Raw genomic sequence first — 14,245 nt, forward strand, 5'->3', positions numbered from 1 at the left:
AGAACTTGACGTAGCGCCTCCGCCTGTTCCGGATGGAGAACGGCATTTACCGGCCGATCGGTGCGGCGTATCGTTACCAGATCCTTGATATTGTCCAGCGCGGAACCGAGCGGCCCTTCACCTTCAGCCTCCGCGGCGGGTTCGGCTGTTTCGGGGGCGTCGTCGTGTTCGCTGACTTTGCCCGCATGGGGTAAGAACAGGGGAATATCCTTGGCCTTGCTTTCAAGAGCCAGCAGTCTGGAGGAAAGGCCTACGATATCCGGAGCGTTGAGCCGCCGGAGAGTCTCGATTTCCTCGGCCAAAGCTTCCCGGACTTTGAATACCGCCGGATCGCCGCTGTCATGCAGGCGCTGGTCCGCGGCCTCCATGGCAGCAAGTACGGCTTTCACGTCGCCGATCAAGTGAAGTTTTTGGTTGGCGATGCTCAGAAGGTACTCGGCGTCCGCTACCAGCAAATCGCCACGGGTTTTGTTGAGCTGCCGTTGGATGCGCTGAACCGATTCATTCAGTTCGTTCCGCGTCAGGTTCAATCTCTCGTTGAGCTGGGCGGACTGATCGCCGATCAGCCGCTCGAATTTTGAATCCTCCGTCGTCACCTGGGATTGAAGGGTGGCGAGCTGGGAGTGCAGTGTGGCCATCTCGGATTGCATCGCGCTCAACTGCCGCGTGAACTCCATGATTTGCTGGTCCTTGCTGGTCAATTGGCCGCCCAGACCTTCCTGCTTGGAGCGTAGCTCTTGAAGAAAGTACCAGCCCCCGGCGGTAAGACCCAGTATGCCGAGCAAGATGAGATAACCGATCCACGCGAAGCTGCGGGATTTCTTGGGGGGGGCGGCAGATGTCTTTACGGCCTCGGTTTCCGCTCCATTGGCGGGCTGGCCGGTGGCCGACATCAATTCGTTATTTACGTCAACCAATGCTGTATCCCCGTAGTATTGAACCTTAATAGCTTTTATTGGAGAAAGGACTCGAAATCAGCAGGCCGATTATCGGCTGGCCGGGCGGTCTTGAGCGGTTCTCTTCGTTTCGACATGACGAATTATCGTCTCCGCTATGGCTTGATCGCAGGCCGGCTCCGCACTGATCACATGACGCCAGCCTTGATCGCGAGCCAGTTTTTCGACGCGCGAGCCGAGCACCACGAGCGGGGTATGCTCGGCGAACTCGTGTATGGCCTCGCCCAAGAGCTGCGTAAGATTATTCAAAGCCTCTCCGCTGGTGATGGTTACAATGTCGATACCGCCTTGGCGCCACAGGTCAATCCAATAACCGATATCCGTCGCGGGAAGAATTCTGCGATAAACTTCCGCGTAGGCAACTTCCGCACCACGAGCCCTGAGTGTTTGCGCAAGATGCTCCCGTCCGCCTTCGCCCCGGACGATCAATATCGATTTGCCGGATACATCAGTCATTTCCGGCGACGCCAAGAGCGACTCGCTATTAAACTGCGGTTTAGGTATCAGGTCTACCCGAATTCCGGCCTTGGTCAGCGCTTCCGCAGTAGTCTGGCCGATAGCCGCGATTCGCGCCGGCCGCGGCGGATTGAACGACCCGCCATGAATCGCCAGAGTGAAGCGGACGGCGTTGGGGCTCGCGAATATCAACCAATCCCACCGGTCTTGCCGCGATAAAAGTTCCGCCGCTGCGGTAGGATCGCCGACAGCGACGATTTCCAGCAACGGCAGCCTCATTGCATGGCCGCCGGCGGCTTCAATTAGAGCGCACAGGCCATCGGCTTGTTCCCGCGGTCGGGTGACCAATATGCCTATGCCGGCTAGAGGGGCATTCGTCGAGCTTGCCATGTCAGGCATAGAGTGCGTTCAGGATGCGATCGGCCCCGCGCGATAATAAATCTTCGGCCAAGGCTGTCCCTAAGTCCTGCGGATCGGCGTAAGAACCTTCGATTTCGCCTTGAATCAGTGATCTTCCGTCAGGCGTGCCGACCAGCCCACGCAGTCTCAGATGTTCCCCGGACAATTCCGCGTATCCGGCAATGGGCACCTGGCAGCCACCGTTCAGGCGCTCGTTGAGCGCTCGCTCTGCCGTGACGCAGATAGCCGTTTCCTCGTGGTGCAATGCTTTTAGACACTCGTTCAGCCAAATGTCATCCCGGCGGCATTCGATGCCGATGGCGCCTTGGCCGACCGCGGGGAGGCTGGTCTCAGTCGAAAGTATTTCCGTAATCCGATGGCTCAGGCCGAGCCGTTTCAATCCCGCTGCAGCAAGGATGATGGCGTCGTACTGCTCGGTCTCGAGCTTATTTAGGCGGGTGTCGACATTGCCCCGAAGATTGAGCGTTTCGCATTCGGGGAGACGGACCTTGATCTGGCATTGCCGGCGAAGGCTGGAGGTACCGATCTTCGCGTGCGGAGGCAGCACATCGAAGGACGGGTAACGCAGGGAAACAAAAGCGTCGCGGGGATCCTCGCGCGGCAGAATGGCGGCGAGATGCAGGCCGTCGGGCAGTTCCGCCGGCACGTCTTTCATGGAGTGGACGGCCAGATCGGCCGTTTCTGCCAGCAGCCCCTCCTCCAGTTCCTTCACGAACAAACCTTTGCCGCCCACCTTGGCCAGCGGGGCGTCGAGCAATTTGTCGCCGCGCGTGACCATTTTCACCAATTCGACTTCGATATCGGGGCATGCGGCCCTCAGGCGCGCCGCGACGTGTTCCGCCTGCCATACGGCCAGGGCGCTTTTGCGGGTGGCGATGCGTATACGTTGTGGCATCAGTATCGACCGTGCGTAAATTAAGCCATTGTATCAAATCAGCCGTCCTCACCAATCGTAGCGAGTTGTTTTAACTGGCTTCTTACCGAAGGCAGGTGCCGACGGCTGATTTCCAAGGCCTCGGGGATGCCGCGCAGACGAAGCGCTGTGCCGCCGGGGGACGATTTTTCCAGTGCGACGATATGGTCGATTGCCACCAAGGCGTTGCGGTGAATCCGAATGAAGCTCTTTCCGAATTCTTCTTCCAAAGACTTCAACGAATCGTCGATCAAGGTTTCTCCGTCGGGGGTCCTCACCGTCGTATATTTTTGCTCGGCGCGGAAATAAAGCACCGTGTCGACCGGAATCAATCGTATGTCGCCATGGCTGTGGATGCATAAATGGCTACGGGTCGATTGTCCGGCAGGTAGGGCGGTCTCGAGTTTATTCCACGCGGTTTCGGTAAATCGTTCCGCCCTTCGCAAGGCGGCGGCCAGACGGTCCTTTCGCACCGGCTTGAGGAGATAATCGACCGCGCTGACCTCGAATGCCTCCAATGCATGTTCGTCGTAAGCCGTCGTAAAGACCACGGCCGGCGGCTGAGGCAATCGGGCGAGTTCGCGTGCGGTTCCGATGCCGTCGATCCACGGCATTCGGATATCCAGCAGAACCGCATCCGGCTGGATCTGAGCGGCGAGCCTCAAGGCCTGTTCGCCGTCGGCCGCTTCTCCGACGACGATCAATGACGAGTCGATCTCGCCGAGCAAATCCCGCAAACGGCTTCGAGCCGGCGCCTCATCGTCGGCGATCAGGATTTTCATGATTCTTCGGAAGATAAGGAAAGACGATTCGAACTTGGTAGCAATTGTCGACCACGCTGGTGAGGAGGCGCGCCTCGCCCGGAAAACAGGCTTCGAGACGAGCGCGGAGATTGGCCAGAGCTATCCTTGCACCTTGGCGCGAGCGGCGCGCATCCGCTTCCGGCAGAGTGTTTTTTACCGTCAGAACGAGATGCCGTTTCGTGAGTTGACCGCCGATCTCCACTTTGCCGCCACGCTGAGACGGCTCGACGCCGTGATAAATCGCATTTTCCACCAGCGGCTGAATGCTCAGGGGAGGGATCAGTGCGTCCTCCGGAGCGTCCTTCAGACGCCAGTCGATGCGCAGACGTTCGCCGAGACGCTGCCGCTCGATGTTGAGATATTGGCAAGTCAGGCCCACTTCGTCTTTCAGCGCCACCCATTTGGTCTCTTTCTTGAGTACCGCGCGGAACAACTCGGCCAAATCCAGCAGAAGTTCTTCCGCCATTTTCGGATCGTTCCGAGTGAGGCTGGCGATGGTGTTGAGACTATTGAACAGAAAGTGGGGGCGCATCCGCGCCTGTAGTGCATCGAGCCGGGCTTCACCTTCGGCCCGGATTTGCAGACGCCAGCGCGATTGGATATAGAGGTAGCGCAGCCAGGCCGCCGTAATGAGACTGCTGGCCCCGAGAATTTTCAAATAATAGACACCGTCGAGGTTTTCAAAGGAAATGGCATGTCCCGGATTCAACGGGCCGTCATGGCCTAGCCAGGCAATCAGAAATGTCGCGGTCTGGATGACGGAGAAGGTCGCCACTCCGCACCAGAGGGCGTCTAGTCGGGCGAGCCGCGAGCGAATACTGCAAAGGACGACTCCGCTGGTCAGCGCGATCCAGACGATGAATAGCGAGCGCAGCCCCAGGTCGGACCAGAAGCCGTAATCGGACGACGAATCGGCGAGCGTCAGAACGAAAGCCAGTAATTCGGCCGAAACGACTAGCATCAGGGCGGTCGAGAGGCTGCAAAAATCGGGAAGAAAGGACTCGGCCGCCCGGCTGGTTGCGGCCCCGGTACCGCGGATGGTCGGCGATGCTTCCCGTCGGCCGGAACTGTCCTTAGGCCGTATAGACTTCACTTGCTCGGTTTTCCGCCGCTGCATCAATGATCAATTGTCCGACGAATGTTCAAAAAGTCAGGCTGTGGAGTTCGTTGCTCCATAAGAGTGTAGAGGTCCGGGAAAAGCTTGCTGGAGGAAAACATCGGAATTTGCTGGATAAGTGGCTCGAAGCGGTCGAGAGGGGCGGTCGCAAGCGTCCTGAACGGCATTTGCGATAGGCTTGCGTGCTGCGTCCGAAACGATGGCGCACAGGCTCGCCTTGCTTTTGGATACACTCAGTCCAGTCGGCGCACTCGCCGCTTCCAAATAACACGATCAGGACGGCGAGGACTGCTCTGTGGTACCGTTATTGGGTTCCGCTATTTTTTACGGGCGTGCGGCACCTGGTGCCCAAGTGGCCCGTATCTTGCCTTTCGGAAAAATTTTTGTATCTTACGCGCGCTATGACTCAACTCATTCAAGTCGAACAACTTTATCGCTATTACGGCGATCACTGCGCCGTCAACAACGTTACGTTCAGCCTGGAAAAGGGCGAAATTCTGGGATTTCTAGGCCCCAACGGGGCGGGCAAGTCGTCCACCATGCAGATGATCTGCGGCAATCTCGCGCCTACCTCCGGGCAGATCCTCATCAACGGGATCGACATACTGGACAATCCCAAGGAGGCCAAGCGGGAGCTGGGCTATTTGCCCGAAATACCGCCGGTTTATCGGGAGCTGACGGTGGACGAATACCTGGACTACTGCGGGAAACTGCATCAGATTCCCCGGGAAAAAATCCCGACAGCGGTCGATAGCGCCAAAGAGCGTTGCGGCTTGACCGACGTCGGCGAGCGATTGATCGGGAATCTGTCGAAAGGTTATCAGCAGCGGGTCGGTATCGCCCAGGCGATCCTGCATTCCCCGTCGGTCATCATTCTCGATGAGCCGACCGTGGGGCTGGACCCGATCCAGATCCGGGAGATTCGCGAACTGATCCGCGAGCTCGGCAAGCAGCACGGGATTATTCTCTCGACGCACATCCTTCCCGAAGTCCAGGAATCCTGCACCCGCGTGCAAATCATTCACAAGGGCAAGCTGGTGCTCAGCGACAGCATCGAGGGCCTGGAACAGCAGATGCGCGCCTCCAGCGTGGTGCTGGAAACCCGTTTAGGGGCCGATCTCATGAAGCTCTATGCCATCGACGGCGTTCAAAAAATCGACGACCTCGGAGAGCGGCGCTATCGAATCTTTCACGACAAGGACAAAAACCCGGCCGAACGGATCTCCGAAGCAGCGGTATCGCTGGGTTGGGGACTGTTGGAACTGACCCCCGAACGGCGCAGCATGGAAGAAATCTTCATAGACATCACCCAACACACTCCCGTTATGGAGGAGCAAGCCGCATGATGGCCTTAGTCATCGCGGGGCGAGAGCTCCGCACGCTGTTTCTTTCGCCTTTGGCCTGGTCGATCCTGGGCGTGATCCAGATCATTCTGGGCTACATGTTTCTGGCGCAGCTCGACTACTACGTGATGCTGCAAGCCCGCATCGCCGGCATGGAGGATGCGCCCGGAGTCACCGACCTGATCGCCGTCCCGCTGTTCGGTAATGCCGGCGTCATTCTCCTATTGGTGACGCCGCTCCTGACGATGCGGCTGATCAGCGAGGAGCGCCGCAACCGCACGCTGAGCCTTCTGTTTACCGCTCCGGTGTCGATGACCGAGATCATTCTCGGGAAGTATCTCGGCGTGTTCGCCTTCCTGCTCATCATGGTCGCGATGATCGGTCTGATGCCGCTGTCGCTGCTGGTCGGGGGCGGACTGGACATGGGCAAGCTGGCGGCCTGCATCATCGCCCTCATGTTGCTGCTGGCCGGGTTCGCCGCCGTGGGGCTATACATGTCGGCGCTCGCTAGCCAGCCGACCATCGCCGCCGTCAGCACGTTCGGGGCATTGCTGCTGCTGTGGATCATCGACTGGACCGGCAACTCGGCGGGCGGCGTGCTCGAATATCTCTCGCTCCTGCGCCATTACGAGAGTTTGCTGAAAGGTCTGATATCGACGACCGATCTGATTTACTTCCTGCTCTTTACGCTCACGTTTCTCGTTCTGAGCGTCCATCGTCTGGATAACGATCGCCTGCAAAAATGAAGATCAACCGCAAGACGCACCTCGAACTACGCCTGCAAAACCTTCTCTTCACCTTGCTGTTTCTGGCCGTTGTCGGCCTTGTGGCCTGGCTGAGCACGCGCTACACGGCCCAGTTCGACTGGACCGCGGGAGGCCGTCACACTCTCTCCGAGGCCAGCCGCAAGGTCTTGGACCTGATCAAAGAACCGGTAACGATTACCGCGTACGCTCGGGAAAACGCCCAGCTGCGAAACCAAATCCGCGACCAGGTCGGACGCTACAGCCGTTACAAGAACGACCTGACGCTGAATTTCGTCAATCCGGATACTCAGCCCGATAAAGTCAGGGAGCTGGGTATCACCATGGACGGCGAAATGATGGTGGATTACCAGGGCCGCACCGAAAAAATTCAAAACGCCGAGGAGGCCACCTTGACCAATGCCCTGCAGCGCTTGGCCGTGGCCAAGGAACGGCACGTGGTCTTCCTCGAGGGCCACGGGGAACGGTCGCCGCAAGGCCAGGCCAACCATGATCTGGGCCAGTTCGGCGAAGAGCTGGAGCGGAAAGGCATCACGGTGTCGATGGTGAATCTGGCGGTGACGCCCGACATTCCGGACAACACCAACGTGCTTGTCCTGGCGGGGCCGCGAGCGAACTTCCTTCCCGGTGAAATTACGCTGGTCCAGAACTATGTGAAAAACGGCGGAAATCTGTTGTGGCTGACCGACCCCGGCGAACTGTATGGCTTGGATCCGCTGGCTCAACAGCTGGGAATCAAGTTCCTGCCCGGAACCGTGGTGGATGCATCCACCCAGCTCTTCGGCATAGACGACCCCACTTTCGCCCTCGTCGCGGAATATCCGGCGCATCCGATCACGTTCAATTTTCAGACCATGACGCTGTTCCCGGCCGCGACGGCGTTGGACAAAAGCGCAGACGGCGACTTCCAGCGGGAACCTTTGCTCGGCACGCTGGCTCGCTCCTGGACCGAGACCGGAGCGATCGAAGGAAAAATCCAGTTCGACGCGGACAAAGGCGAGCGCAAAGGCCCGCTCCAGATCGGTTACACCTTGACCCGCGAGATAAAACCGACGGATAAGACGGAGCCGGCCGCTTCGGCAAGCAAGTCCGAAGCAAAGCCGTCTGAAGCTAAGCCGAACGAAGGATCGAAGGCGGAACAAGCCGGACAACCGGAAGCCGGGGCGGCCAAGGATGCTGGTGAAAAGCCGTCCGAACAGCGAATCGTCGTGATCGGCGACGGCGACTTCCTGTCGAATGCCTTTCTCGGCAACGGCGGCAATCTGGATCTCGGCCTCAACATCGTTCATTGGCTGAGCCAAAACGAGGCTTTGATCAATATTCCAGCCAAGACGGCGCCGGACCGGAAGCTGGAACTGTCGCCCGTCGCTTCCGGCGTGATCGCCATCGGTTTCCTGATCGCCTTGCCCGCCGGGCTGATCGGCACGGGAGCTGCCATTTGGTTTAAACGCCGGAGACGTTAATGAAATCGAGACTGATCCTGAATCTAGCGCTATTGATCGTCATAGCCGTCCTTGCCGCCGTTGCATTTTTCGAGCCCGGCAAGGAAAAGCCCGAGATTACGCCTCTCGCGGCTATCGACGAAAATGCGCTTACCGCCATCACCTTGCAGAATAAGGACGCCATCACCTTCGAAAAGCAAAACGGGCACTGGCGCTTGACCAAGCCGTTTTATGCCCCGGCCAACGACATTCGCGTCCGGCAGCTGATCGGTATCGCCGAGGCCAACAGCGAAGCGCAGTACCCGGTAAGTGCCGAGGACCTCCCCAAATTCGAGCTCGACAAGCCGAAAGCCACGTTGATTCTGGATGCGACCACGATGAAGTTCGGCGGTTCGGATCCCATCAACATGCGGCGTTACGTGCAAATCGGGGATACCCTGCACCTGGTCAACGACGATTTCTTTCATCACCTCACCGCATCCGCCACGGATTACGTGGACAAGAAGCTCCTGCCCGAAGACGCGAAAATCAAAGAGATTTTCATACCGGGCTTGAAAGCTACCTTGGGGCAGGACGGCAAATGGATTCTGGAGCCGCCGGCCGAACCCAATCAAAGCATTTCGGATCTCCTCAACGCCTGGAATACGGCGAGAGCCATCGATGTGAAGCGGGTGGAACAGCCCGCTCAAGGCGATGTAATCCGAATTACCCTGGCCGAGGGCAATCCGGTCGAGTTCTTCATCATGCAGCGGGAGCCGGATCTCCTTCTTGTCCGACCGGACCTGGGGCTTCAGTACGAAGTGACCGGAAACGCCGCAAAACAGCTGCTCAGCCTGCAAAAACCGGAACTCAAGCCCGAGGAGCCGAAACTGTCCCCAGCCGAAGACGAGGAGACCGAGGAAGAATCTCCAGCGGACGCGGAAGAACAGCAAGAACCGGCAGAGTCGGCAGAGCCGGGCGAAGAAGGGGAAGAGGCGGCGGACTGACGCTTCTTCAAGCTGTCGGACGCTGCCCGATAATGCCGCCATGCCCGAACTGCCGGAAGTCGAAACCACGCGGCGCGGCATTTCGCCTCATCTAACCGGGCAGACCGTTCAGGCGATAGTCGTTCGCCAGCCTCGGCTACGCTGGCCGGTTCCGCCGGATCTGCCGGAAAAGCTCGATCGTCAGACCATTCGGACGGTCGAGCGCCGAGGCAAATACATCCTGATCGGCACAAACCGCGGAACGCTGATCGTTCATTTGGGCATGTCCGGAAGCCTCCGCATCCTCGCCCCGGACAGCCCGCCCAGAAAGCACGACCATCTCGACTTCATCCTCGCCAACGGAACCTGTCTCCGCTTCCACGATCCGCGCCGTTTCGGCTGCGTCGTCTGGACGGAAGACGATCCTTCGACTCATCCCCTCCTGGCCGAACTCGGGCCGGAACCCTTAAGTGAATACTTCGATGCGCCCTATCTTCATGGAAAAGCCCGGGGCCGCAGCGTGTCCGTCAAATCCTTCATCATGGACAGCCGCATCGTGGTGGGTGTGGGCAACATCTACGCCAACGAAGCCTTGTTCCGGGCCGGCATCGATCCGCGCCGACCGGCCGGCCGCATAGCTCTGCCTCGCTACGAAAAACTGGTCGTATCGATACGGGAGGTCCTTTCGGAAGCGATAGAACAAGGCGGAACCACGCTACGCGATTTCGTCAACGAAACCGGAAGTCCGGGGTATTTCCAGCAAACCCTGCAAATTTACGGACGGACCGGCGAACTATGCCGCCGATGCGGCGAGCTTATCCGAACGCAGCGGCTAGGGCAGCGCTCAACTTATTGGTGTCCGAACTGTCAACATTGAGATACGCGATCGTGCATTGAGAACCGTGCGCTCGTTCTTCCGTGCAAGGAAGATTTCGTAGCGCATACGTACCGATATCTCTCGAATGGAAAGGAGGCAGCCCATGCAAATCGGTATGATCGGTCTGGGGCGAATGGGTGCCAACATGGTGCGCCGGCTGATGCGGGGCAATCATTCCTGCGTGGTTTGGGACAACTCGCGAAAACCCGTTGAGATGTTGGCTTCGGAGGGTGCCATAGCCGCCGACAGCCTGCGGGATTTGGCGGACAAACTGCTCAAGCCGCGCGTCGTCTGGCTAATGATTCCGGCGGGCTTCGTCGACGATTTGATAGACAAGCTTTCGCCCTTGCTAGAAAGCGGAGACATCCTGGTCGACGGCGGCAATTCTCACTATCGCGACAGCATGAATAGAGCGCTACGCTTGAAGCCGCGCGGCGTCCATTACCTCGATGTTGGCGTCAGCGGCGGCGTATGGGGCCTGGAGCGGGGTTACTGTCTGATGATCGGCGGCGACGAGGAGCCCGTTCGAAAACTGCATCCGATTTTTCGGGCTTTGGCACCGCCCCAGGATGCGGCCCCGCGTATTCCGGAACGCGAAAACACCGGTTTGGCCAGCGCCGAGCAGGGGTATCTACATTGCGGTCCCAATGGAGCCGGCCACTTCGTCAAAATGGTTCACAACGGCATCGAATACGGTCTCATGGCCGCTTATGCCGAAGGCTTCAATATTCTGAAGAACGCCGGAATCGGCTTCGAACGCCAATCCCATGATGCCGAAACCGCGCCCTTGCGCAATCCCGAGTATTACCGTTTCGATTTCGATCTGCCCGAGATCGCCGAATTGTGGCGGAGAGGCAGCGTGGTTCGGTCCTGGATGCTCGATCTGGCGGCATCGGCCTTGCTGCAATCACCGGATTTGGAGAGATTCTCGGGACATGTGTCCGATTCCGGCGAGGGGCGGTGGACGGCGTTCGCCGCCATCGACGAAGGCGTCCCCGCTCCCGTGTTGAGCGCCGCGCTGTTTCAGCGGTTCTCGTCCCGCGGACGCAGCGAGTTTGCCGACAAGTTCCTGTCCGCCTTGCGCTGGCAATTCGGAGGACATCAGGAAAAATCGTGATGCGAGCGACAGCGCGACTTGGCGGATTGGCCAGGCCGTTTGCGATTGGAAGGGACCGACTAAAGGTCCGTTTGCGATTGGGACAGGATTCCCGACCTACTATCCCCTGGACCGCTAAACCGATCCTGAAGATGCTCTGGCTCCTTGGTGAGCCGCTCGACGGCTCAATGTAGTGTGGCGGGTGGGACCGCAGGCGATCCGGGCGGCACGCCGCAACCATGTCTCGCCTCCTTCGCAAAGTAGGAGGCGAGAAATACGTTCAATCGCGCGGTGCGTGTGCGCCTGGGAGATCAGTAAGGACTCTGGCCGGTAACATTGCCGGCGGGGCGGTAGTTGCAGACCCACACTTGGGCGTTGTTGGTGCAGACTGCATAGCCGCAGCCGACTTCGGTGGTTGCGGCCCACACCAACTGGGTATAGTGGCCGCACATCCTGCCGGGGGCGCAGCTGTTGGTCTCGTAGTTGTAATTGGCCTTTTCGGCTGCCCACGAATTGACAACCTGAGCCGGGGTAAGCTGCTGCGGTTCGGTGCGGCCATCGGACCACATCACCGGGCCGGCCCAGTAGAGGTTTTCACCCAGTTCTCCCTGATCACTGGCAGGGCTGTGGGGCAGTTCGCGCGGACAGCCCTGCTGCTCCAGTGTGGCGGCGTAGTCGGTGGCGATGGTGGCGAGCTCGTCCGACCAGACGAGCGGCGGCACCCCGTCGGCGGAGCGCACCTGATTGTGGGCGGTGATCGTGGCCACGGCATCGGCGGGCTGAGCAGCGAGGCCTGCGCCGCTCCACAGGATTAAGGCGGAAATGATGAAAGGCGGGTTGCGAAAACGGCACATGACGTACTCCATTACGTGAAGGATGATTACCAACCGTACCGCGACTTGGCCGTCGCTGAGCACGATTCATGGGCAGTATCTGCCTTGTGACAGAGGGCAATCACGGATGTTCCGATCAGTGACGGATTTATCGCGTTTTACTCTCCGTGATGCCTTGCGTCACGACCGTCCGCTGCTATCCGAGCGCCGATTCGGTGCGGGAGGGCGTGACGCTCTGGGCGTTACGTCAATCGAGAAAATTCTCGACATCACGGCATGGCTAAGAGCACGAAGAACGAAGCTGCTCTGAATCTCCCTGCGTCGACGGCGATTGAGCCAGGATGAGATCCCGCAGCGAACGGCGGGCCGAAGCGGTCGTCGCCGAGGCATTTTCCAAATCCTCTGCGATTTTCGCGAGTTCCGGCAACGTGAAAGCAGCATGGGACGAAAGGGCGGTATCCTCGCGTTTCGTGCGCATGGCCGTCAGAATGTCCCAGACGGTAATTCCGGCGATATCGCGGGCCGGAATGAAGCTTTCATCGCCTTTTCCCGCTTCCACGACCAACCCGCCGGCCTGCAGTATGTCCAGGCTGTCTTTCACCGTTTCCCACGGCAGCGACAGACGCTCCGCCAACTCGTCGATGGTCCAGGGCTTATCCGCATGAACGAAACGTTCGCCGACCAAGTACATGACGGCGAGTCCGACCCTCTCTTTCAAGCGGTTGCTGAGCTGAAAGAAACGGCTTTTTCCCAGCACGTAATGGGGATGCTGGAAATAAAAGGCGGCTTGCCCGCCCAGCAAGAGGATCAGCCAGCTGAGATCGAGCCAGATCATGAACAAAATGACGATGACCAGGCTCGAATAAATGGCGTGGTAACTGGTCGAGCCGACCACGAACTTGGCGAACAGCAGGCCCGCCAGCTTCCATACCACGCCGCCCACGGTACCGCCGAATAACGCGGCCCGCCAAGGTACCCGCGTGTTCGGAATGTAAATGTAGACGAACGCAAACGCCACGATGATCATCAAATAAGGGAGGAGCTTGCCGCCCAGATAGAACAGGGTGCCGAAAGGTTCTTGGGCGATCAGTCGCCGGACTGCGCTGGCATGGGGCATCGAGGCCGTGAGACCGATGGCCGAAAAAATCAGCACCGGACCGAGCAGAATCACACTGAGGTAGTCGCTGGCCCGGCGGGCGAAGCTGCGGGCCTGTGTGACTCGCCAGATGTGATTGAATGCGGCTTCTATTTTTTCCAGCACCGAAATAATGGTGTAGATGAGCACCGCCAAACCGACGAAGCCGAGCACGCCCACGTTGACCTTGGTCACGAAGCCGAGAATAGCTTTCGTCAAATCGCCCGCCTTATCGCCCAAAGGAGCGAGCATTTGCAGCAAGAACGGTTCGAGCTGATTGTTGATGCCAAAGGCCTTCAGGAGCGAAAAGCACAGGGCGAGACCCGGCACGATGGCCAAAAGCGTGGTGTAGGCGAGACTCGTGGCGCGATAATCCAAGCCTTCGCTACGAACGGCTCCGACTAGCGCTTTGATCCAGGCGGACACCAAAGCCGCCAAGCCGCGGAGCCGGTGGAAAGAGTCGAGTTTTTGGCGCGACTGCTTGATGGGGTTGAAAAGCTTGATTTGCATGCTGACCACGATCTTTATTAGGCATTAGACAGTTTGGAGCAGCCGGAAACAGTGATATGGCAACTGGCCGCGGCAATATTATCGTGCGGATAGCCGCCGTTCTGCTCGCAGTCATGCTGTCGCTCGTACCGTCGTCGACACTCCGGCAGCCCCCGGAGCGAGATTCGTCCGGCGACGCGATGCCTTTTTCGTCTTTCTCGAAAACGCTGCGAAAAATTGCGGACAGGTTTCCGGGGGACCGTTCCGACCGGTCCTTGTCTTTTCCGTTCGATCACGGGATTCATCCGGATGTCCCCACGGAAATCTGGGAGTTCACCGGCCAAATGAACACGCCGGACGGTCACCGTTACGGTTTTCTACTGAGCTTTACGCGGCTCGGTCTTCAACCGGAACAGCCCGAAAGGCCATCGGCCTGGGCCACCCGCGACGTGTATCGGGGGCTGTTTGCATTTCTCGACGCGAGCAACGGCCATTATCGGGCATCCGAGCGTTTTGCAAGAGCGGCACTGGGCATGAGCGGGTATGATCCCGTTTCCGGGCTGGTCTGGCTGGACGACTGGAAGCTAAGGGTGCCGCTGGGAGAAACCACGTCCTTCACCTTGCAGGCCGACGCCG

14 protein-coding genes are annotated in these 14,245 nt (G+C 58.9%); 7 read left to right on the forward strand and 7 right to left on the reverse strand.

Annotated elements, in window-relative coordinates; genetic code table 11:
- The 5 genes from ABJK70_RS10625 to ABJK70_RS10645 form a co-directional block, all read right to left on the reverse strand.
- Positions 1-917: uroporphyrinogen-III C-methyltransferase (locus ABJK70_RS10625; RefSeq protein ID WP_347257963.1), on the reverse strand; the 917-nt coding region annotated here is incomplete at its 3' end.
- Between the two features lie 69 nt (positions 918-986).
- On the reverse strand, positions 987-1,811 hold the full coding sequence (locus ABJK70_RS10630; protein WP_347257964.1) for a uroporphyrinogen-III synthase: 825 nt from the start codon (positions 1,809-1,811) through the stop codon (positions 987-989).
- Entirely contained in the window at positions 1,804-2,727 is a 924-nt protein-coding gene (gene hemC, locus ABJK70_RS10635) for a hydroxymethylbilane synthase (protein ID WP_347257965.1), read from the reverse strand. The genes ABJK70_RS10630 and hemC overlap by 8 nt, the downstream gene beginning before the upstream one ends.
- Positions 2,728-2,765: 38 nt before the next feature.
- Complete coding sequence (locus tag ABJK70_RS10640; RefSeq protein ID WP_156879485.1) at positions 2,766-3,527, reverse strand: LytTR family DNA-binding domain-containing protein; 762 nt, start codon at positions 3,525-3,527, stop codon at positions 2,766-2,768.
- Positions 3,502-4,641 carry a histidine kinase gene (locus tag ABJK70_RS10645; RefSeq protein WP_347257966.1) on the reverse strand — a complete coding sequence of 380 codons (1,140 nt, stop codon included), beginning with the start codon at positions 4,639-4,641 and terminating at the stop codon, positions 3,502-3,504. The genes ABJK70_RS10640 and ABJK70_RS10645 overlap by 26 nt, the downstream gene beginning before the upstream one ends.
- A 425-nt stretch (positions 4,642-5,066) precedes the next feature.
- Here ABJK70_RS10645 and ABJK70_RS10650 point away from each other — a divergent pair, with 425 nt between their 5' ends.
- The 6 genes from ABJK70_RS10650 (at position 5,067) to gnd (ending at position 11,173) form a co-directional block, all read left to right on the forward strand.
- Positions 5,067-6,011 (forward strand): ABC transporter ATP-binding protein, encoded by a 945-nt coding sequence (locus ABJK70_RS10650; RefSeq protein WP_156879487.1) that lies wholly within the window; start codon positions 5,067-5,069, stop codon positions 6,009-6,011.
- Positions 6,008-6,754, forward strand: a complete 747-nt coding sequence (locus tag ABJK70_RS10655; protein ID WP_156879488.1) for an ABC transporter permease subunit — start codon at positions 6,008-6,010, stop codon at positions 6,752-6,754. Before ABJK70_RS10650 ends, ABJK70_RS10655 begins: the two co-directional genes overlap by 4 nt.
- Complete coding sequence (locus ABJK70_RS10660) at positions 6,751-8,235, forward strand: DUF4350 domain-containing protein (RefSeq protein ID WP_347257967.1); 1,485 nt, start codon at positions 6,751-6,753, stop codon at positions 8,233-8,235. The genes ABJK70_RS10655 and ABJK70_RS10660 overlap by 4 nt, the downstream gene beginning before the upstream one ends.
- Entirely contained in the window at positions 8,235-9,200 is a 966-nt protein-coding gene (locus ABJK70_RS10665) for a DUF4340 domain-containing protein (RefSeq protein WP_347257968.1), read from the forward strand. The genes ABJK70_RS10660 and ABJK70_RS10665 overlap by 1 nt, the downstream gene beginning before the upstream one ends.
- A gap of 40 nt (positions 9,201-9,240) precedes the next feature.
- Positions 9,241-10,056, forward strand: coding sequence for a bifunctional DNA-formamidopyrimidine glycosylase/DNA-(apurinic or apyrimidinic site) lyase (gene mutM / locus ABJK70_RS10670; RefSeq protein ID WP_347257969.1), 816 nt, complete (start codon positions 9,241-9,243; stop codon positions 10,054-10,056).
- A 103-nt stretch (positions 10,057-10,159) separates the two neighbouring features.
- Positions 10,160-11,173, forward strand: coding sequence for a phosphogluconate dehydrogenase (NAD(+)-dependent, decarboxylating) (gnd, locus tag ABJK70_RS10675; RefSeq protein ID WP_077727928.1), 1,014 nt, complete (start codon positions 10,160-10,162; stop codon positions 11,171-11,173).
- Between the two features lie 290 nt (positions 11,174-11,463).
- On the opposite strand, the gene ABJK70_RS10680 is transcribed toward gnd, so the two are convergent.
- Together ABJK70_RS10680 and ABJK70_RS10685 are read right to left on the reverse strand one after the other, a co-directional pair.
- Positions 11,464-12,006, reverse strand: coding sequence for a CAP domain-containing protein (locus ABJK70_RS10680; RefSeq protein WP_168175308.1), 543 nt, complete (start codon positions 12,004-12,006; stop codon positions 11,464-11,466).
- A gap of 259 nt (positions 12,007-12,265) precedes the next feature.
- A complete protein-coding gene (locus ABJK70_RS10685) occupies positions 12,266-13,630 on the reverse strand; it encodes a YihY/virulence factor BrkB family protein (RefSeq protein WP_077727930.1) in 1,365 nt (454 codons plus the stop codon).
- A 56-nt stretch (positions 13,631-13,686) separates the two neighbouring features.
- Here ABJK70_RS10685 and ABJK70_RS10690 point away from each other — a divergent pair.
- The coding region (locus ABJK70_RS10690) for a lipocalin-like domain-containing protein (RefSeq protein WP_347257970.1) at positions 13,687-14,245 on the forward strand (559 nt) is incomplete at its 3' end.

Origin of the sequence: Methylocaldum sp. (assembly GCF_039794385.1) — a bacterium.
Lineage (GTDB): Bacteria > Pseudomonadota > Gammaproteobacteria > Methylococcales > Methylococcaceae > Methylocaldum.

Excerpts from the sequence above, each read along its gene's own strand:
- ABJK70_RS10630 (WP_347257964.1), bottom strand. The coding sequence starts at position 1,811 with ATGCCTGACATGGCAAGCTCGACGAATGCCCCTCTAGCCGGCATAGGC.
- ABJK70_RS10665 (WP_347257968.1), top strand. The coding sequence starts at position 8,235 with ATGAAATCGAGACTGATCCTGAATCTAGCGCTATTGATCGTCATAGCC.
- ABJK70_RS10660 (WP_347257967.1), top strand. The coding sequence starts at position 6,751 with ATGAAGATCAACCGCAAGACGCACCTCGAACTACGCCTGCAAAACCTT.
- ABJK70_RS10685 (WP_077727930.1), bottom strand. The coding sequence starts at position 13,630 with ATGCAAATCAAGCTTTTCAACCCCATCAAGCAGTCGCGCCAAAAACTC.
- ABJK70_RS10640 (WP_156879485.1), bottom strand. The coding sequence starts at position 3,527 with ATGAAAATCCTGATCGCCGACGATGAGGCGCCGGCTCGAAGCCGTTTG.
- mutM (WP_347257969.1), top strand. The coding sequence starts at position 9,241 with ATGCCCGAACTGCCGGAAGTCGAAACCACGCGGCGCGGCATTTCGCCT.
- ABJK70_RS10650 (WP_156879487.1), top strand. The coding sequence starts at position 5,067 with ATGACTCAACTCATTCAAGTCGAACAACTTTATCGCTATTACGGCGAT.
- gnd (WP_077727928.1), top strand. The coding sequence starts at position 10,160 with ATGCAAATCGGTATGATCGGTCTGGGGCGAATGGGTGCCAACATGGTG.
- ABJK70_RS10655 (WP_156879488.1), top strand. The coding sequence starts at position 6,008 with ATGATGGCCTTAGTCATCGCGGGGCGAGAGCTCCGCACGCTGTTTCTT.
- hemC (WP_347257965.1), bottom strand. The coding sequence starts at position 2,727 with ATGCCACAACGTATACGCATCGCCACCCGCAAAAGCGCCCTGGCCGTA.
- ABJK70_RS10680 (WP_168175308.1), bottom strand. The coding sequence starts at position 12,006 with ATGTGCCGTTTTCGCAACCCGCCTTTCATCATTTCCGCCTTAATCCTG.